Genomic DNA, 18,904 nt, shown 5'->3' with positions numbered 1-18,904 from the left:
TTACTCCTCGCTGGTCTGAGCCTGCCCTTCCACGAGCTCGCGGACAGCTTCGATGAAGGCATCGCCACGGTGAGCATAGGAAGAGAACTGGTCCATGGAAGCAGCCGCCGGGGCCAGCAGCACAGTGTCCCCGGAGGCGGCCAGCTGCGCCGCCGAGGCAACGGCCTGGGCCATCACAGTCTCGCCGAAAATCGGCGAAGGGCCTGCGTCGGCTTTGGCCGTACCGGCAGTCTGCACGTCTTCAGTCTCGCCCTTGCCCTGCCCGATCACGGGGACATCCGGCGCGTGTCGCTTCAGGGCGGCCTGCAGATCGCTGGAGTCCGCGCCGATCAGGACCACGGCCTTGAGCCGGCTGCCCTGTTCCTGGATCAGGGAGTCGTAATTCACGCCCTTGGACAAACCTCCCGCGATCCACACCACATTCTGGAACGCGGACAACGAGGCGGCGGCGGCGTGCGGGTTGGTGGCTTTGGAATCGTTGATCCACAGCACACCCTCATGCCGGGCCACCAGCTGGATCCGGTGGTCTCCCGGAAGGTAGTTCAGCAGGCCCTGGCGCACAGCCGATGGCTCCACCCCGTAGGCCCGTACCAGGGCAGCGGCTGCCAGCGCGTTGGCCACCATGTGGCGCGGCGCCACCGGTCCCAGGTCGGCGATCGAGGCGAGTTCGGCCGCGCTGTCCTTGCGTTCGGCGATGAACGCCCGGTCAACCAGCAGCCCTTCCACGACGCCGAGCATGCTGATGGCCGGGGTCAGTGTGGTGAATCCCACGGCCCGGCAGCCTTCAACCACGTCCGCGTCCTCGACCATGCGCTCGGTCTCGATCTCCTCGGCGTTGTAGATGCAGGCCTTCTGCGTGTTGGCGTAGACCTTGGCCTTGTCGGCCAGGTAGGAGGCGTAGGAGCCGTGCCAGTCCACGTGGTCTTCAGCGACGTTGAGGCACACGCTGGCCACCGGCGACACCGAGTGGCTCCAGTGCAGCTGGAAACTGGACAGTTCCACCGCGAAGGCGTCGTAGTCCACGGGATCGCGCAGGGCGTCCAGGATCGGGGTTCCGACGTTGCCTACGGCGATCGCTTTCAGGCCGGCGGCCTGGAGCATGGATTCGGTCAGGCCGACCGTGGTGGTCTTGCCGTTGGTGCCGGTGATGGCCAGCCAGTCGGCGGTCTTACGGCCCTCGCGTTCGCGGAGCCGCCAGGCGAGCTCGACGTCGCCCCACACCGGAATGTGCGCCCGTGCCGCTGCGGCGAGCAGGGCCTGGTCCGGGCGCCAGCCCGGGGACGTGACCACCAGGTCCGGCTTTTGCCCGTCGATCTTCGGAACGGACTCCACCGCTTCCTCGCCCAGCAGGACGTCCGCGGCGCCGACGATGCGGAGTGTGTCGGCCTGGGCCAGCGCCTTGGCGCTGGTGGCGGCATCCACCACCACCACCCGGGCGCCGAGTTCAATGAGGGTGTCGGCGGCGGCGAAGCCGGAGACGCCGATGCCGGTGACCACGACGCGCAGTCCGGCCCACTCGGAATCCCAGGTGGTGAGTCCCTGCAGCCGGGGCGAGGTGGTGAGCGGGGCGGGGATGGGACCGGTCACAGCAGCACCACCCATTCGGCGTAGAAGATGCCCAGGCCGGCGGCGACAAACAACCCGGACAGGATCCAGAACCGGACCACCACCGTGACTTCGGCCCAGCCCTTGAGCTCGAAGTGGTGCTGGAGCGGTGCCATCTTGAAGAACCGTTTGCCCTTGGTGATTTTGAAGTAGCCCACCTGGATGATGACCGAGAGCGTGATGAGGACGAAGAGCCCGCCGATGAAGGCCAGCAGCAGTTCGGTGCGGGACAGGATCGCGAAGGCTGCGACGGCGCCGCCGATGGCAAGGGAGCCGGTGTCGCCCATGAAGATCTTTGCGGGCGAGGTGTTCCACCACAGGAACCCGACCATCGCCGCGCTCAGGATGGCGGCCAGCAGGGCCAGGTCCAGGGGGTCGCGGACCGAGTAGCAGCCGCTGCCGGCCTGCCGCGGGGATCCGCAGGCCTGGTTGCTTTGCCAGATGCCCATGAGCGTGTAGGCCCCGAACACCATGACGGAAGCGCCGGCGGCCAGGCCGTCGAGGCCGTCGGTGAGGTTCACGCCGTTGGTCGCGGCCGTGACGATCAGGTTGGACCACAGCACAAACAAGATGGCGCCGAGCACGGTCCCGGCGAACGCGAGGTTAAGCCACGGAATATCGCGCACCAGCGAGATCTGGGTGGACGCCGGGGTCAGGCCCGCCGCATTCGGGAAGTTCAGCGCCAGCACGGCAAAGATGATGCCAACGGCGCCCTGAAGGATCAGCTTGGCCTTGGCGTCCAGGCCCAGGCTGCGCTGCTTGGAGATCTTGATGAAGTCATCCAGGAATCCGACCAGCCCCATGCCCACCATGAGGAAGAGCAGGAGAAGCCCGGAGGCGCTTGGCCCCGGTGAGTGCGGGTTCATCATCCACATGATCAGGTGCGTGAGCCCGTAGCTGACCAGGACCGCCACGACCACCACGGTGCCGCCCATTGTGGGCGTGCCCCGCTTGGTGTGGTGGGAGGTGGGTCCGTCGTCCCGGATGAATTGTCCGTAGCCCTTGCGGACCAGGAACCGGATGAACAGCGGGGTGCCTACAAACGCGAGGAGCAGCGCCATTCCGGCGCCCATCAGCAGTGCAATCACAGCTGTGCACTCCCTTCTGTGGCGGTTGCGGCAGTTCCCTCAGCAGGTCGCTCGGGAGAGTCTTGGGTGGCATGTGGGGGTAATGCTATCCGATCCCCCAAGTGGCGCAGCCCGATGCCGTTCGATGACTTGAACAGGACCAGGTCGCCGGGCTGGAGCTCGGCTTGGAGAAGCACGTAGGCCTCGTCCGCCGTCTCGGCGAAAACGCATTCGTCGCCCCAGGAGCCTTCGTTGACGGCGGAGACATACAGCGACCGCGCCTCCCGGCCCACCACGACGAGCCGGGAGATGTTCAGCCGCACCACCTGGGTGCCGACTGCCATGTGCTCGCGGATGGAATCCGGGCCCAGTTCCAGCATGGCGCCCAGGACTGCCCAGGTGCGGCGGCCGCGGCCCAGCTCGGCCAGCGTCCGCAGTGCTGCCCGCATGGACTCCGGGTTGGCGTTGTACGCATCGTTGATGACGGTCACGCCGTCGGGACGCTCCGTGCGCTCCATCCGCCAGCGGCTGGCGGCGGTCTGCGCGCTGAGCGAGGCCGCGATCTGCGCCCCGGGGATGCCGGCCGCGTGGGCCGCGGCCGCGGCCGCGAGGAGGTTGGCCATGTGATGGGCGCCGATCAGCTTGGCCGCGACGTGGTGCCGGGTTGGTCCGTGCGGTGCTCTTCCGTCCGTCACGTCGGCGGGCAGGTAGAGCTCAAATTCCGGGTGGCCGTCGGCGTTCAGTTCCACATCCGCGGCCACCACCACATCGGCCTGGGCCACGTCGGCCTGGATGGCGTTGTCCTGGCCTGTGGCGGCCGCGCGTGAGGTGTAGCCGAGCACGCGGGCCCGGGTCCGGGTGGCCATCGCGGCGACGCGGGAGTCGTCCATGTTCAGCACGGCGGTGCCCCCGGCCGGGAGCGCCTCCACGAGTTCGCCCTTGGCCACCGCGATGTTCTCGACGCCGCCGAACTCCCCGGCGTGGGCGGAGCCGACGCCGAGGACGACGCCGATTTCCGGCCGGACCATGTCCGCGAGGTATTGGATGTGGCCGATGCCCGTGGCACCCATCTCGATGACGAGGTAGCGGGTGTCGAAGTCGGCTTTGAAGACTGTGAGCGGCACGCCGATCTCGCCGTTGTAGGACCCTTGCGGTGCAACTGTGGCACCTTCGGCGCCGGCGGCCGCGAAGATTCCGGCGAGCAGGTCCTTCGTGGTGGTCTTGCCGGCGGAGCCGGTGATGCCGACCACGGTGAAAGCGGCGCCGGCCGCGGCGCGGCTGGTGCGGATCCGGCGGACGGCTTCGGCGGCCAGCGCGCCCATGGCGAGGACAGTGTCCTCAACGACGACGGCGGGATAGTCCGTTCCGGCGGCGTCGGCCACTTCGCGCTCCACGAGCGCCAATACGGCGCCCCGGTCAAAGGCTGCGCCGACGAAGTCGTGTCCGTCGGCGTTCTCCCCCGGTTTGGCCACATAGAGGGAACCCGCCGTGGCCTCGCGGGAGTCGGTCACCACGGAGGCGGGGGTAATTCCCGGTTCCGCGGCGAGCCGGCCGTCGGTTATGTCGGCGATTTCCGCCGCTGTAAATGCAATCATCTCGGTTTAGGACTCTATCCGGTGGTCTTCGAGAACGGTGAATCCCCGTGCTGTCAAGGCGTTCCGAAGCTCCACCCGGTCATCCAGTGCCAGGTTGACTCCCTTGACTTCCTGCCAGACCTCGTGACCGCGCCCGGCCACGAGGATGGTGTCCCCGGCTCCGGCGAGCTCTACGGCCTTCAGGATGGCGGCGTCGCGCGGGAAGACCTCCAGGACTGTGCAGTCCAGGCCTTCGTCGTCCTTGGCCGCGAGGGCCCCGGCAAGGACGTCCGCGCGGATGGCCGCCGCGTCCTCGTCGTGGGGATCGTCGTCGCTGACAATCACGGTGTCCGCCAGCCGCGCCGCGATGGCACCCATCGCGGGGCGTTTGCCCTGGTCCCGCTGTCCGGTGGCGCCGAAAACGATGATCACTCTGGATCCGGGTTCCGGGGACCGGACGGCTTCGAGGGCACGGGCCAGTGCGTCGGGGTTGTGCGCGAAGTCCACCACGGCGGCCGGGGCCGTGGACACGAGCTGCATCCGGCCCGGCACGGCAACGGTGAAGGGATCCGCGGCGTCGAGGGCGGCCTGCACCGCGGCCGGCTCGTGGCCGCCGGCGAGGACCATCACCGTGGCCAGCGCGGCATTGGCGACGTTGAAGCCGCCCGGCAGGCCCGTGTGGACGCGCAGCTCGGCGCCGTCGCGGTGCCGGAGGACGAAGTCGGAGCCGAGGCCCCGCGGAGCAGTCCGGACCACAGTCCAGTCCGCGGTTCGGTCCGTGGTCCGGTCGGCGTCAGCCGGCCCGGCGCCGTCGGTCCCGGCCGTGGCCAGGGTCGTGACCGGGATTTCGGCGGTGGCCGCAAGCTTGCGGCCCCAGTCATCATCGATGGTCACGACGGCGGCGCGGGCGCGTTCCGGCGAAAACAGCCGGGCTTTGGTCTGGAAGTATTCCTCCATGGTCCCGTGCAGGTCCAGGTGGTCCTGGGTGAGGTTCGTGAAGCCGGCGACGTCGAACACCACGGCGTCGACACGGTGGAAGGACACGGCGTGCGAGGAAACCTCCATGGAGGCGGCATCGAGCCCGCGTTCGCGCATGAGCGCCAGCAGTGCGTGCACATCCGTGGATTCGGGAGTGGTCAGCAGGCTCGGGATCGGCTCCCCGCCGGCCAGGATCTCAATCGTCCCGATCAGCCCGGTCCGCTTGCCCAGCGCCCGCAGCAGGGCATTGATGAAATAGGTGGTGGTGGTCTTGCCGTTGGTGCCTGTCACCCCGAAGAGGGCCGGTGCCCCGGCGCCGTCGGGCCTGCTCTGGTAGATGAGCGCGGACAGCCGGCCGACCACGCTGCGCGGCTCGTGGGCCAGCAGGACAGGGACGGCGATGTCATGGCCCAGGGCCAGCAGGCGCGCCCCGGCGTCGTCTGTCAGGACCGCCACGGCGCCGGCGTCGACGGCCTGGGACACGAAGTCGGCCCCGTGCCGTGTGGCGCCCGGCAGGGCCACGTACAGGTCTCCCGGGCGGACCGACCGGGAGTTCAGGGAGATCCCGGTGACCTGGACGGAGCCGGATGCACCGGGAACGGCGACGCCGATCGCCGCGCCAATGTCTGCCAGCGGCACTGCGGGAACCGCAGTGGGCCGGAAGCCCTGGGTGGAGTCATGGCCGGACGGCGCGGAAGCATCGGGGTCGGTGAGCTCTGACAAGTGGATCTCCGTTGTGGTGCTAGTGGATCGGGCACTGAACTAATCGGGCACTGAAAAAAATCGGGCACTGAAAAAATCGGGCACTGAATGAATCGGGCACTGGTAGATCGGGACCTGTGCACGCGGAAATGCTCCGGCGCGCAGGCAATGGGTGTGGCGTCGGCTGGTGACTTCCGGGTGCCAGGTGGAACAGGCGCTACTTGGCGTACTGCGGCAGCCGCGCGGGTTCGCCGGTGGAGGGCTGGACGTTGAATGTGCGCAGCGTCTGGCTCATCACCGAACGGAACACCGGTCCGTTGGTGATTCCGAAGATGCTTCCCTTGGGCCGTTGCAGGACCACCTCAACAATAAACCGCGGATCGTCCATGGGCGCCATTCCGATGATGGAGGCTGTATAGCCGCAGAACCCTGATTTGCCGTCGTCGCAGGGCGATTCGGATGTGCCGGTCTTGGCGCCCACCCGGTACCCGTCGATCGCAGCCTCTTTGATCTCGCCCTCGGTTACGGCGCTCTCAAGGATGTCGCGGACCTGTTTGGCGGTTTCCTTGGAGACGACCTGCTGCGGGGCTTTGGCCGGGACTTTTTCCTCGGCACCGTCCGGGTTGATGTAGCTGTCGATCAGCCGGGGCTGGAGCATCACGCCGTCGTTGGCGATGCTCTGGTAGGCCCGGACAGTCTGGAGGGTGGTTTGGGCGACGCCCTGGCCGAAGAGCACTGTGTATTGCTGGCGCCCGTCCCACTGGTCGGCCGGGGTCAGGATGCCCTTGGATTCGGCCGGCAGACCGATGTCGGGGGCATCGCCGATGCCGAACTTCCGCAGCCAGTCATAGCGCTGTTCCTTGCTCAGCCGCTGGCCCACCATGACTGTGCCGGTGTTCATGGAATAGCCGACAATGCCCGCCAGCGTCCGCTGCTCGGTGCCGTGTTCGAACGCGTCACTGAAGGTCTGGCCGTCCACTGTGTAGGTCGGTGGAATGGTGAACCTGTCCAGCGGGCTGGACTTCCCTTCCTGAATCGCAGCTGCGGCCGTGATCATCTTCTCCACCGAGCCGGGCTCGTAGGCGGCGGTGACGGCCCGGACCCCGCGGTCCTCGGCGGCAACCTTGCCGGGGTCGTTCGGATCCGGGGAGTCGGTATCGGCCATGGCCACGATGTTGCCGGTCTTGACGTCCTGGACAACAATCACGCCCCACTCGGCGCTGAGCTTGTCCTTCTGGCTTTGGATCGCCTGTTGGGAGAAGTACTGCAGGTCCGAATTCAGCGTGAGTTTGATGTCCTTGCCGTTCACCGCCGGCGTCAATTGGTCCACGCCGACCGGGATGCGCAGTCCGTCGGCGCCGATTTCAAAGAGCCGCTTGCCCGGTGTGCCTTTGAGTACCTCGTCCTGGGTCTGCTCGAGGCCCGCCTGTCCGGTGCTGCCGTCCTTGAGGAAACCCACAATTCCGCCGGCCACGGAGCCGTTGGGGTAGACCCGCTTGCTGGTGCCTTCGGTGACGATGCCGGGAATCTGCAGCTTGGAGACCTTGTCCTCGACGTCCGGTTTCAGGTCCTTGGCCACGATGTAGTAGCGCTGGGTTCCGGTCAGGGCATCGCGGAGGGTGCCGCGGTCCATGCCGAGCACGGCGGCGAGTTCGGAGATGCCCTGGTCCCGGGTGACCTTGACGAGCTCGTCCTTGCCGTTGATGGTCTCGAACCGGCGGAAGGTTTCGGTCTTGGTGTTGACTGTCTGGTCCACAACGACGTTGTAGCGGATGACGCTGCTGGCCAGGACCGCGCCGGAGGAATCGAGGATGCTGCCGCGCTCCGCGGGCAGCACGGTGGGCGTGAGCCTGTTGTTGAGGGCGGCCTCAGCCAGTCCCCCGATGTCCAGGCCCTGGACCATGAACAGCTTGCCGCCGACCACCAGCAGGAGCGCCAGCATGATGCCAAGCCCCACGCGGAGCCGCCGGGTGGGGTTTGGGGCTTTCGCCTTGTTTGCCCTGCCGGAGTTCTTCGCCACGGTGAGTCCTTGCTGCTTGCCTTGCTGGTGGTCAGTGAACGTTACTGCCCCGGCGTCTTCTGCGCGGGGGCGGGAACCGAACCGCCGTGGAGTTCCACGGCGGGGGCGGCGGGTTTCGGTGCGGGTGCGGGCTTCACAGCTGCCGGCGCCTTGTCTGTGTCCGCCGGTTTGGTGTCGGCCGGCCTGGTGTCCGCCGCCTTGCGCTGGGCGAGAGGCTCGTTCTCCGTGGCCGGCGGGACAACCGTGAGCTGCCCGGCGACGGCCGGTGCGGCGATGACGGCGCCCGGGGCATCACCCTTGACGGCCGGCTTGGCCTTGCCGGTGACATTGAGGGTGGAGAGGTCGATCTGGCCCTTGGCGACCGAAGCCACCATGCCCAGCTCCGTGGCCTTGGCCGCCAGGTTCTGCGGGGCGTCGAAGTTCTGCACCTGCTGGGTGAGGTCCTGGTTCTGCTTCGTCAGTGTGGTCTGTTCACTGCGGAGCTGGACCAGCTGGTACTGGGCTGAGGAGACGGAGATGTTCAGGACCAGCACGGCCATGAGGGCAATCGCCAGGAGCCCGAAGCAGAGCACCACGAACGGTGCGCGGCGCTTGCGCGGCACGGAGCGGACCACCGACAGCGGGGTGCGTGCCTTGCGGGGCTGGTCAAGGCCGGGGCGGAGGCCGGGCAGGGCACGGGCAGTGGCGCCCTGGGCAACGGGGTAGCTGTTGACGGCGGCGGTGCTCATGCGGCTCTCCTGGCTTTGATGCGTTCGACGGCGCGCAGCCGGGCGGAAGCTGCGCGGGGGTTTTCGGCGATTTCAGCGGCGGTGGGTACCTCGGTGCCCTTTGTCAGGGTTTTGAGTTCGGCTTTGTGCTCTTCGAGCTCGACCGGGAAGCCGAGCGGCGCCGAGGACTTCGATCCGGCCTGGAAGAAGCCCTTGACGATCTTGTCTTCCAGGGAGTGGTAGGACATGACCACCACACGGCCGCCGAGGGCGATGGCCTCGATCGCTGCCGGGATGGCGCGCTCGAGGACGTCCAATTCCTCGTTGACCTCGATCCGGAGCGCCTGGAATGTGCGCTTCGCGGGGTGGCCGCCGGATTTGGCGGCACCGGCGGGCACCACGGCCCGGATCTGGTCGACCAGTTCGCCGGTGGTGGTGAAGGGCTTTTCGGCGCGCGCGGCCACGATCCTGTTCGCGATGCGGCCGGCGAACTTCTCTTCGCCCCACTTCCGGATGATCCGGACGAGTTCTTCTTCGCTGTAGTTATTGACGACGTCGGCGGCCGTCTGGCCCCGGCTGGTGTCCATCCGCATGTCCAGGGGCGCATCGAAGGAGTAGGCGAAGCCGCGTTCCCGCTCGTCCAGCTGGAGGGACGATACGCCGAGGTCCATGAGCACTCCGTGGACTTCGGTGAAGCCCAGGTCTTCGAGGACGTCCGGGATTTCGTCGTAGACGGCGTGAACGAGGTCGGTCCGGTTCTCGAAGGGCGCCAGCCTGGCCCCCGCCAGTGCCAGGGCTTCCTCGTCGCGGTCGATGCCGATCAGGTGAAGGTCCGGGAAGCGCTGCAGGAGGGCCTCCGAGTGTCCGCCCATGCCGAGCGTCGCGTCGATCACCACGGGGGTCTCGCCGCGGCTCCGTGCGGCCTCGATGCCGGGGGCCAACAAATTGATGCACCGGTCCTTGAGGACCGGTACATGGCGTTCGGACGTCGGCTTCGCCTGGTCGGGATCCGTCATGCCTTCGTCCTTTCGTTGGCCTTGTTTGTTTTGAGCTTTGCTAGTTGCGCTTTGCTAGTTGCGAGTTGCTTGGTACTGCTCTTACGCAACGTTCCTTGGTCCAGATCCCCATCCGCGCCTATCCTGCGCCGGCCTGGCTCCGGGGAAGTGAGCCAGGACAGCAACCGGATGGGCGGCTGGAGATCTCGATCAAGGAACGTTGTTTGCTGGTGGATCAGTGGGGGTTCAGAGAATCCCCGGGATGGCGTCGTCTGTTTCCGAGAAGGCGGTTTCCTTTTCGGCCAGGTACTCATTCCAGGCTTGGGCGTCCCAGATCTCTGCCCGGGATCCTGCGCCAATGACGGCGAGTTCCCGGCCAAGACCTGCATACTCCCGGAGCGCCGGCGGAATCGTCACGCGCCCCTGCTTGTCAGGTACCTCGTCCGAGGCTCCAGAGAGGAAAACACGGATGTAGTCACGTGCCTGCTTGGAGGAAATTGGAGCCTCCCGCATCTGCTCGTGAACCCGGCCGAATTCCGCCTCACTGAAGACGTAGATGCAACGCTCCTGGCCCCTTGTGAGAACCAGCCCGCTGGCAAGTTCCTCTCGGAACTTCGCGGGGAGGATAATTCGACCTTTTTCATCCAGACGCGGCGAATGTGTGCCGAGAAACACGGCCCACCGCCTGTCTGTTTTAGGAAGTCCAACGTCCCCTGTGCTGCCACTACCCTCTTACGCCCTCCACATTACTCCACATCGCTCCACAGTCAACGACACGCCCGGGATGTTTAGACAATTCTGCGGATGTTTATCCCCCTTCTTCCCAGCATTTGCAGGCAATCGGGACTGGTGGGGGAAAGTGGAGCGATTTTTGCCTGCTTGCCTCCCACCCCGCACCGATTGACGGGGCGCACCGGCGCGGGAGCGAATAATTCGGTGCGGTTGTCCCTTTTGCGGCGCCATCGAAGCCAAATTCCAGCAAGGCTGCAGCAAAGGCGCCGGAAATAACCGCGTTAAATGGCGAAAGACCCGCCGAAGCGGGTCTCGCGCCGCTCCCCGGCGGACCGGTGGCGGGAAGTGGAGGACTTTACGGGGCCGTCACTGAGCGGTTTAGGACTCGCCCCCGTGCCGTTCGTCCCAGCGCTGCTCGAGGTTGCTCATGAACGAACTCCTGGGCTTGCCCTGCTTGCGTCCGCCGGCTGCCCTGGCCTTGCCGACCGCAGAACTGCGCATCGTGGCGAAATAGACGCCGGCGCCCATCACAACAAAGCCGAGGACCCCGACAAAGATGTTCTGCATCGACACCCCGACCAATAACAGCAGCACGCCCGCGAGAGTCGCGAGCACGCCGATGACAAGGTGGCGGGTGGACCATGAGCGTCCGGGGACCGATCCCATTGAGCTTGCAAACTTTGGGTCGTCCTCATGCAGCTGCTTCTCAAGTTGCTCCAGCAACTTCTGTTCGTGTTCCGAGAGCGGCATCACGACCTCCTCAAGTCTGCCAACGTCCGGGCATGACGTGGCCATTGCCCTAATTCCCTAACGCCCGGGATTCCGAAGTGGTTCCCCCGTCACCGCCATTGGTGAAAAGGGGGCCAATTCAGCTCTCCCGCGCCGGTCTTAGCTGGCCAGGTCGCCCGAACGGTCGATCCAGTAGTCCTAAACCTAGGTATTAATAAGGATAGATTGTTGCGGCCTGTTCTGAAAGACAGTCTTAAGGCCCTTTCGCCGCCGGAACCCTTGGGAACGGGCGGCCCGACGGGGTTCAGGCCGGGTTCACTCAAGGGCGCCCCCGGAATCCAGGAGCCGGGCCGGAAGGACGGACTTGTTGCCGAACTTCCGGGTGACAGCATCGAGGGCTTGTTCGGCGGCCCGCCAGTTGTCGTCCCGTCGGTCAAGACTGAGCTGAAGCGGGGCATCGGCGGCCTCTTCCAGCTGCTCGGCGCGGATGCCGACCAGCCGGACCGTCATGGGCCGCTGACCCACCGATTCCAGGAGCTGCACTGCCACCGCGTACAGGAGTTGGGCGCTGTCGATCGGTGTGCTCACGGTGCGGCTGCGGGTAATAGTGGAAAAGTCGGCGTAGCGCAGCTTGAGCGCCACGGTGCGGGCGTGCATACCGGCACTGCGGAGGCGCTCCGCCGTCCGGTGCGAAAGGCGCAGCAGCTCCCTGTGAAGCAGCGCGTCATCCGCGGTGTCGGTGGCGAACGTCTCCTCGGCACCAATGCTCTTTTCCAGGCGGACCGGCGTCACGGGCCGCGGATCGATGCCCCAGGAGAGCCGGTAGACATGCTCCCCCGATGCGCCCAGCAGCTTGCGCAGCGAGGGCAGCGGCGACGCTGCGACGTCCGCCACCGTCCTGATGCCCCGTCGGGCCAGCACCTCCACGGTCTTGCCGCCGACTCCCCAGAGCGCACTGACGGGAAGGCTGTGCAGGTAGGGGACGGTTTCCTCCGGCCGGATCAGCAGCAGCCCGTCCGGTTTGCAGCGGGTGGACGCGATTTTGGCCACAAACTTGCTGGCGGCGATGCCCACTGATGCCGTAATGCCCAGCTCCCGGAACACGCGGGCCCGGATGAGTTCGCCAATCTCCCGTGGCGGCCCGAGCCTCCGGATGGCTCCCCCGACGTCCAGGAACGCCTCATCCACGCTGAGCGGCTCGACGAGGTCGGTGATGGAACCAAAGATTGCCATGATCTGGCCGGACACTTCGTAGTACAGCTTGTGGCGGGGCTCGATGATGACAGCCGAGGGGCACATGCGCGCCGCCACCACCATGGGCATCGCCGATCTGACGCCGAAGGCGCGGGCCTCATAGGACGCGGAGAGCACCACGGAGCGGTCCGCCGGGTAGCCCACAATCACGGGCTTTCCCTTCAGCTCGGGCCGGCTGCGCAACTCCACGGAGACAAAGAAGGCGTCCATGTCCACGTGCATGATGCTGCTGCGCCGCAGTTCCAGCAGTGAGTCCCCGCCCAGGCTGCCGGCAGGCTGGATCTGGGGCTGCGCATTCGAGGGCCCGTTGGGGTGCATATTCCTCTGCGCTCCCTGCTGATTCTCTGCGTCCGGCCCCACGTCTTCAATCCTATGCCCGGGGACTGACTAAACTGGAGGCTGATTCCGCTTCAACCCCAGGAGGAAAGTCCCTGTGAAGGTATTTGGACAGCGCAAACGTGCCGCAGCCGCCATCGCGGCGGCTGGCGCGCTATTGGCCTTGGCCGCATGCACGCCTGCCGGCACCGGGAGCCCGGCGGCGTCGCCGGCGTCGACCCCGGACGCCTCTGCGCAGTCCTCCACCACGGCTCCCCCCAGCCCTTCCGCGGAGCCCGGCACGTCAGCCACGGTCGGCGCCCTCGTACCCGGCTTCCCGCAGAAACTCCTGCCGCTGATGCCAGGAGCCCAGGTCGTCTCCAGCAGCTTCGACAAAACCACGGTGCCGGCAACCGCGGCACTGGTCGGCAGCATCACCGCCCCGGCCGCCGATGTCCTGGCTTTCTACGCCAAGGGGCTGCAGGCGCAGGGATTCAAGCCCGTACCCGGGGAAACCGTCGGTGCCCTGCCTTCCAAGGACTTCCTGCGCGGGGACAACGAAACCGTGAACATCTCCGTCATGCAGACAACAGGGGTGTCCACGTTCACGATCGGTGCGAACGTCGCTGCCGAGTCCGTCAAGTGAGTCTCGCCGAACAGCTGCGGCTCGAGCAGGCGGATTACGTGGCCGCCGTCGCCGGCAAGCTCACCGAGTTCCTGACCAGCCGACAGGCCATCATGGCCTCGATCTCCCAGGACATCGATCCGCTCATGGGCTCGATCTCAAACCTGGTCACGGGCGGAAAGCGCCTGCGGGCGCTCATGTGCTATTGGGGGTGGCGCGGCGCCGGCGGAGAAGCCGGCGCGGCCGAGGTGGTCACCGCCGGCTCGGCCCTGGAGCTGTTCCAGGCCGCGGCCCTGATCCACGATGACATCATTGACCGCTCGGACACCCGCCGGGGCGGACCCAGCGTCCACCGCAGGTTCATTGAACTGCACGAGGCCCAGGGCTGGGCGCTGGACAGCGAGCGGTTCGGCCACGCGGCAGCGATCCTGACCGGGGATCTCTGCCTGTCCTTCAGCGAGGAATCGTTCACGGAGATCGGACACCGTGCCGCCTCCGGCAGCCCGGCACGGCTGATCTTCAACCTCATGCGTGCAGAAGTCATGGCCGGGCAGTACCTCGACATCCTGGAAGAGGTCGCCGGGCCCCGGCGGGACCGCGCCGGGGCCGTCAGCCGGGCCCAGTCCATCATCCGGTTCAAGTCGGCCAAATACTCCACCGAACACCCGCTCGCCCTCGGCGGCGCCCTGGCCGGCGCCGGCGACGAGCTGCTGCGCGGCTATTCCGCGTTCGCGCTGCCGCTCGGTGAGGCGTTCCAACTGCGGGACGATGTCCTTGGCGTCTTCGGTGACCCCGTCACCACCGGCAAACCTGCCGGGGACGATCTCCGTGAGGGCAAGCGCACGGTCCTGGTGGCCTTCGCCCTGGACCAGGCCTCCGCGGCCGAATCAGAGTTCATCGACGCCAAGCTGGGCAGCCCCGATCTCGGCGACGCGGACATCGAGGAGATCCGGCGGATCATCGTGGACTGCGGCGCACTCCAGGCCACGGAAGTGCTCATCGAGGAGTTCGGCAAGGCCGCCTTCGCCGCCCTGGACCTGCTGCCGCTTCAGGAGCTGCCCAAAACCGCGCTCCGCAGGCTGGCAGAAGCCACGGTCAGCCGCGCCGCTTAACCCGGCCCTCACGGCAGCAATGCCTTTTTAAACGATGCCTGGAAACGCGGCGGGCCGTGCACGGCGCTTGCGCTGTGCACGGCCCGTCATGGCACGTCCGGGGGATGCTGCCGGCGCAGTTGCTGCCGGTCTGCTTTTACCAGGCCAGTGATTGCGCCCTGCGGCGAATTTCGGTCTTGCGCCCTTCCCGCAGGGCGTCAATGGGCCGGCCGCGGAGGGAATCGTCCGGCGTAAAGAGCCAGTTGATCAGTTCCTCATCCGAGTATCCGGCGTCTGAGAGAACAACAATGGTGCCTTTCAGGCTCTCCACCGCATGCCCGTCCTGGATGAAAGCCGCAGGCACGGACCGGATGCGCCGGTCGCCGATTCTCACGGCCGCCAGCGCACGCTCGTCCAGCAATGCATGGACCTTGGTGATAGATACGTTCAGAAGCTGTGCGACATCGGGCAGGGGCAGCCATTCGCCCACGAGGCTTTCTACATTACTCACGCATAAAGATTGCCACGGCCGGTGCCCCGCCGCCTAGTCGGCATCCGCAGAATTCACGCTGCGGCCATGGCCGGTCCCGCCGCGCCGGAATGCCGCCCGGCTTCACCGGGGGACTCCCCTGGAACGACTTTCGGGCGACACTCCACCGGAAACGGGTTTGCGGAATGTCAAACGGTTCTTGTGCTAATTGCCAATTCATGAGAGATTCACATAGATCACATTTGTAACAGAAATAACTTTTGTCACACTGGTAACACCAGTTCTACCGGCCTGACCGCAGCGTTGCCGCTGAGAAGAGGATCTTTCCAATGACAACCTCACGTTCGCCACAGCTCCGTCCGGGGCGCAGCCTGCCGCTCATCGCGGCGACGACGGCGGCGCTTCCCGCCGTCGTGCTTTCCTCCCTGGCGATCGCCCAGCCTGCCGCAGCCGAATCGCGGGTGCGCTCGGTCCCGGCAACGCTCGCGGCCGCCATGCGTGCCCAGGCGAAGGCTGACGCGGCGACATCCCTGAAGGCGGCAGTGATCCCGGCCGCCTCCGTCCCGGTGACGCTGCCGAGCGCCTTGCGGCCCGCGCAGACGGCCGCTCCGGCCGTCTACACGATCGCCCGCGGCGACACCATCAGTGCCATTGCCGGCCGCTACGGCCTGGACACGTTTGCCGTGCTCAAGCTGAACAACCTGCAGGCGAACACCATCATCTACCCGGGGCAGAAGATCAAGCTCACGGGCTCGACGCCGACGCCGGCAGCGCCCAAACCGTCCGCACCGGCGAAATCGACGCCGACAACGCCCGCCTCGGGCGGCGGCAGCGTGTACGTCGTCAAGTCCGGCGACACCCTGAGCGCCATCGCCACCCGCCACGGCGTTGGCCTTTCCGAGATCTTCAAGTGGAACGGGCTCGGCATGAGCTCCGTGATCTATCCCGGCCAGAAGGTCAAGGTCGGCGGCGGTTCCAGCACCCCGGCCCCCTCCGCACCCGTGACGGCCGCCGCACCCAAGCCGTCGGCGCCCGCGCCGGCCAGTTCCGGCTCCTACACCATCAAGGCCGGCGACACCCTCTCCGGCATCGCGGCCCGCAACGGTGTCAGGCTCTCGGACGTCCTGTCGGCCAACCGGCTGACAATGTCGAGCATCATCTACCCCGGCCAGAAGCTCGTCATCCCCGGCGCGTCGACCATCGCACCGGCATCGAGCACGCCTGCCACCACCACGCCCCTCGTGCCCAGCACGTTCCTCGGGTTCAGCTACCCGGCCGCGGTGGTCAGCTCGGCCAACCAGAACAAGGCGCTGCTCAATGCCTCTCCGGTGCCCACCCGCCAGCAGATGAAGTCGATCGTCGCGGACACGGCCCGGCGCATGGGCGTGGACGCCAGCCTTGCACTGGCTTTTGCCTTCCAGGAATCCGGCTTCGACCAGCGTGCGGTGTCACCGGCCAATGCGATCGGCACCATGCAGGTCATCCCGTCCTCCGGCGAATGGGCCTCCGATCTGGTGGGCCGCCAGCTGAACCTGCTCGATCCCTACGACAACGCCACGGCAGGCATCGCGATCATCCGCCAGTTGGTCCGCACGAGCCCGGATGTGGACAACGCAATCGCCGGCTACTACCAGGGCCAGTACTCGGTGAGCCAGAACGGCATGTTCGAGGACACCAAGGGCTACGTCGCCGCCATCAAGGCCAACCGGCAACTGTTCAGCTAAACCCGGCCGCTCGGCCAACTACAGACTCCAGCACAGGCTCCCTTTCGGCGGAGCGTGACGCTACGGGCCCGGATCGCATGTTGATTCGGGCCCGTTTCTGTCCAGCGACTACGATTGTAAGGTGCAGGAATACGTGTCGGATGCTCTCGTAGGGAACCTGGTGGACAACCGCTACCAGGTTCAATCCAGGCTTGCCCGCGGCGGGATGTCCACCGTGTACCTCGCCACGGACCAGCGCCTTGAGCGTGATGTCGCGCTGAAGGTGCTCCATCCCCATCTGGCTGACGACCCGCAGTTCCTCGATCGGCTGGGCCGCGAAGCCAAGGCTGCCGCCCGGCTCTCCCACCCACACGTCGTGGGCGTCCTGGACCAGGGCGAGGACGGCCGGCTCGCCTATCTGGTCATGGAATTCATCAAGGGCCACACGCTGCGGGATGTCCTCAATGACAAGGGCGCCCTGTCGCCGCGGCTGGCCCTGGCGCTGATCGATCCGGTCGTCGAAGGCCTCGGCGCCGCGCACGCCGCCGGAATGATCCACCGGGACATCAAGCCCGAAAACGTCCTGATCGCCGACGACGGGCGGATCAAGCTCGGCGACTTCGGCCTGGCACGCGCTATCTCGACGTCCACCAGCACGGGCGCCCTGATCGGGACCGTCGCCTACATCTCCCCCGAACTTGTCCTGGGCAAACAGGCAGATGCCCGCAGCGACATCTATTCCGTCGGGATCATGCTCTACGAAATGATCACGGGCCGGCAGCCGTTCGAAGGCGACGTGCCCATCCAGGTCGCCTACCAGCACGTCAATTCCACCGTCGCAGCGCCCTCGCTGGAGGTTCCCGGGCTGGCCGCGGAGATCGACGAACTCGTCCAGTGGTGCACGGACCGGGACCCGGACAAGCGCCCCGTCGACGGCAGCGCCCTGTTGTCCGAGCTCCGGCACATCAGGACCAACCTCAGCGACGCCGAACTCGACCTCCAGCCGCCGGCGGCTCGCAGCACCCTGCCGGCCGTGGCAGCACCGCCAACCCGGCCGCCAGGCGGTACCGGTCCGGCGTCGGACGCGCAGGAAACGGCCCACGTGCTGCCGCCCACCGGAATGCCCACGGAAATGCAGACTGAGGTATACGGCAGCCTCGCCCGGCCCACCGAGATGATTTCCCGCACCAGCGGCAACCCGACCACCGTGATGTCCGGTGCCCCGCGGCGTCCGGCCTACGGACCGTTGTCCACCCCGGACGAGGCGGCCTACGACGGCGCCGGGTATGACGGCCCGGCGGAGAGCGCGGTTGCCCCCAGCAAACGCGCCCAGCGCAAACTGGACCGGGACGAGGAGAAGGCGCGCCAGCGAGCCGCCGCCACGCCCACCAGGACCCTGCACGAGGGCAACCCCCGGCGCCGCGGCTTGCTGTGGATCGTCCTGCTCGTCGTCGCGTCGCTGCTCGCCGCCGTCGCCGGCTGGTTCTTCGGCATGGGTCCGGGGTCGCCGGGAACGATTCCCCCGGTGGCGAACAAGACCGTTGCCGAGGCCCAGGACCTGCTCCGCACCGCCGGCTTCCAATCCACGGTGAAGGATGTCTTCGACGACGACGTCTCGCCCGGGCTCGTGGTCGGCTCGGAGCCGACCGCCGGGGAGGTCATCCGCAAGTTCCAGCCCGTGTCGCTGGCCGTGTCCAAGGGCCCGGAGCTGTTCCCGCTGCCGGAACTGGCCGGCAAGAGCCTGGACGAGGCCAAGACCACGCTCAACGGCGCCCAGATGGCTTTGGGCCCGATTACCGAGACCTTCGACGAGAAGGCGCCTGCCGGAACCGTCCTTGCCCAGGCTCCGCGCAGCGGCAACCCGGTCAGGCACGGGACGCCCGTGGGCCTGACCGTCTCGAAGGGCCCGCAGCCCATCCCGGTCCCGGATGTCCGCGGGCAGGCGCAGGACGCCGCTGTTAAGGCCCTGGAAGCCGCCGGCCTGAAGGCCGTGGTGGCCCCGGAAGCAGTCAACGACAGGAATGTCCCCGAGGGCGCGGTGCTGGCGCAGGACCCGGCCGCCGGCAACCTGACCAAGGGCGGCACCGTCACCTTGACCATCTCGAAGGGCCCGAAGCTCGTCGAGGTGCCCAGCTTCATCGGCAAGCAGGCCTCGGAGGCCCAGGAAGCCCTTGAGAAACTCGGCTTCAAGGTCCAGGTCGATAACATCCTCGGCGGTTTCTTCGGCACGGTCCGGGACCAGAATCCGGTGGACACGAAGGCCCCGGAAGGCTCGACCGTCACGCTTACCGTCGTCTGACAGGCACCCCGCTCCGGC

General features: G+C 67.0%; 15 protein-coding genes. 4 read left to right on the top strand and 11 right to left on the bottom strand.

What is annotated here, in order from left to right; translation table 11 throughout:
- The 10 genes from murD to dinB all read right to left on the bottom strand — a co-directional run bounded on the left by murD (position 1) and on the right by dinB (position 12,681).
- Complete coding sequence (gene murD / locus AC1DNG_RS17325) at positions 1-1,602, bottom strand: UDP-N-acetylmuramoyl-L-alanine--D-glutamate ligase (RefSeq protein ID WP_476887858.1); 1,602 nt, start codon at positions 1,600-1,602, stop codon at positions 1-3.
- Positions 1,584-2,693 carry a phospho-N-acetylmuramoyl-pentapeptide-transferase gene (gene mraY / locus AC1DNG_RS17320; protein ID WP_028275881.1) on the bottom strand — a complete coding sequence of 370 codons (1,110 nt, stop codon included), beginning with the start codon at positions 2,691-2,693 and terminating at the stop codon, positions 1,584-1,586. The genes murD and mraY overlap by 19 nt, the downstream gene beginning before the upstream one ends.
- Positions 2,690-4,267 carry a UDP-N-acetylmuramoyl-tripeptide--D-alanyl-D-alanine ligase gene (locus AC1DNG_RS17315; protein WP_476887857.1) on the bottom strand — a complete coding sequence of 526 codons (1,578 nt, stop codon included), beginning with the start codon at positions 4,265-4,267 and terminating at the stop codon, positions 2,690-2,692. The genes mraY and AC1DNG_RS17315 overlap by 4 nt, the downstream gene beginning before the upstream one ends.
- 6 nt (positions 4,268-4,273) lie before the next feature.
- Positions 4,274-5,947 carry a UDP-N-acetylmuramoyl-L-alanyl-D-glutamate--2,6-diaminopimelate ligase gene (locus AC1DNG_RS17310; protein ID WP_476887856.1) on the bottom strand — a complete coding sequence of 558 codons (1,674 nt, stop codon included), beginning with the start codon at positions 5,945-5,947 and terminating at the stop codon, positions 4,274-4,276.
- Between the two features lie 196 nt (positions 5,948-6,143).
- A complete protein-coding gene (locus AC1DNG_RS17305; protein WP_476887855.1) occupies positions 6,144-7,946 on the bottom strand; it encodes a peptidoglycan D,D-transpeptidase FtsI family protein in 1,803 nt (600 codons plus the stop codon).
- Positions 7,947-7,987: 41 nt separating this feature from the next.
- Positions 7,988-8,674, bottom strand: a complete 687-nt coding sequence (gene ftsL, locus AC1DNG_RS17300; RefSeq protein WP_476850414.1) for a cell division protein FtsL — start codon at positions 8,672-8,674, stop codon at positions 7,988-7,990.
- Positions 8,671-9,669: a 16S rRNA (cytosine(1402)-N(4))-methyltransferase RsmH gene (gene rsmH / locus AC1DNG_RS17295; RefSeq protein ID WP_018772338.1), complete on the bottom strand. Its 999-nt coding sequence runs from the start codon at positions 9,667-9,669 to the stop codon at positions 8,671-8,673. The genes ftsL and rsmH overlap by 4 nt, the downstream gene beginning before the upstream one ends.
- A gap of 225 nt (positions 9,670-9,894) precedes the next feature.
- Positions 9,895-10,323, bottom strand: coding sequence for a division/cell wall cluster transcriptional repressor MraZ (gene mraZ / locus AC1DNG_RS17290; protein ID WP_028275887.1), 429 nt, complete (start codon positions 10,321-10,323; stop codon positions 9,895-9,897).
- 435 nt (positions 10,324-10,758) lie between these two features.
- Positions 10,759-11,130, bottom strand: a complete 372-nt coding sequence (locus AC1DNG_RS17285) for a DUF3040 domain-containing protein (RefSeq protein WP_028275888.1) — start codon at positions 11,128-11,130, stop codon at positions 10,759-10,761.
- A gap of 294 nt (positions 11,131-11,424) precedes the next feature.
- Positions 11,425-12,681, bottom strand: a complete 1,257-nt coding sequence (gene dinB / locus AC1DNG_RS17280) for a DNA polymerase IV (protein WP_476870569.1) — start codon at positions 12,679-12,681, stop codon at positions 11,425-11,427.
- 115 nt (positions 12,682-12,796) lie between these two features.
- On the opposite strand from dinB, the gene AC1DNG_RS17275 reads away from it, so the two are divergent.
- Together AC1DNG_RS17275 and AC1DNG_RS17270 are read left to right on the top strand one after the other, a co-directional pair.
- A complete protein-coding gene (locus AC1DNG_RS17275) occupies positions 12,797-13,324 on the top strand; it encodes a RodZ family helix-turn-helix domain-containing protein (RefSeq protein ID WP_028275890.1) in 528 nt (175 codons plus the stop codon).
- A complete protein-coding gene (locus AC1DNG_RS17270; RefSeq protein WP_028275891.1) occupies positions 13,321-14,415 on the top strand; it encodes a polyprenyl synthetase family protein in 1,095 nt (364 codons plus the stop codon). Before AC1DNG_RS17275 ends, AC1DNG_RS17270 begins: the two co-directional genes overlap by 4 nt.
- A 136-nt stretch (positions 14,416-14,551) precedes the next feature.
- On the opposite strand, the gene AC1DNG_RS17265 is transcribed toward AC1DNG_RS17270, so the two are convergent.
- Positions 14,552-14,905 carry an Rv2175c family DNA-binding protein gene (locus AC1DNG_RS17265; protein ID WP_026266238.1) on the bottom strand — a complete coding sequence of 118 codons (354 nt, stop codon included), beginning with the start codon at positions 14,903-14,905 and terminating at the stop codon, positions 14,552-14,554.
- Between the two features lie 308 nt (positions 14,906-15,213).
- Between AC1DNG_RS17265 and AC1DNG_RS17260 the strand changes: the two genes are divergently transcribed.
- Both AC1DNG_RS17260 and AC1DNG_RS17255 read left to right on the top strand, forming a co-directional pair.
- Complete coding sequence (locus tag AC1DNG_RS17260) at positions 15,214-16,608, top strand: LysM peptidoglycan-binding domain-containing protein (RefSeq protein ID WP_476887854.1); 1,395 nt, start codon at positions 15,214-15,216, stop codon at positions 16,606-16,608.
- Between the two features lie 121 nt (positions 16,609-16,729).
- Entirely contained in the window at positions 16,730-18,886 is a 2,157-nt protein-coding gene (locus AC1DNG_RS17255; protein WP_476887853.1) for a Stk1 family PASTA domain-containing Ser/Thr kinase, read from the top strand.
- Positions 18,887-18,904: the final 18 nt, after the last annotated feature.

The organism is Arthrobacter sp. 01T425 (genome assembly GCF_056398725.1).
This window is presented reverse-complemented; position numbering and strand designations above follow the sequence as displayed.

What these genes read in the sequence shown, in the direction of transcription:
- murD (WP_476887858.1), bottom strand. Translation starts at nt 1,602, where the DNA reads ATGGGTGGTGCTGCTGTGACCGGTCCCATCCCCGCCCCGCTCACCACC.
- AC1DNG_RS17315 (WP_476887857.1), bottom strand. Translation starts at nt 4,267, where the DNA reads ATGATTGCATTTACAGCGGCGGAAATCGCCGACATAACCGACGGCCGG.
- ftsL (WP_476850414.1), bottom strand. Translation starts at nt 8,674, where the DNA reads ATGAGCACCGCCGCCGTCAACAGCTACCCCGTTGCCCAGGGCGCCACT.
- rsmH (WP_018772338.1), bottom strand. Translation starts at nt 9,669, where the DNA reads ATGACGGATCCCGACCAGGCGAAGCCGACGTCCGAACGCCATGTACCG.
- AC1DNG_RS17285 (WP_028275888.1), bottom strand. Translation starts at nt 11,130, where the DNA reads ATGCCGCTCTCGGAACACGAACAGAAGTTGCTGGAGCAACTTGAGAAG.
- dinB (WP_476870569.1), bottom strand. Translation starts at nt 12,681, where the DNA reads ATGCACCCCAACGGGCCCTCGAATGCGCAGCCCCAGATCCAGCCTGCC.
- AC1DNG_RS17260 (WP_476887854.1), top strand. Translation starts at nt 15,214, where the DNA reads ATGACAACCTCACGTTCGCCACAGCTCCGTCCGGGGCGCAGCCTGCCG.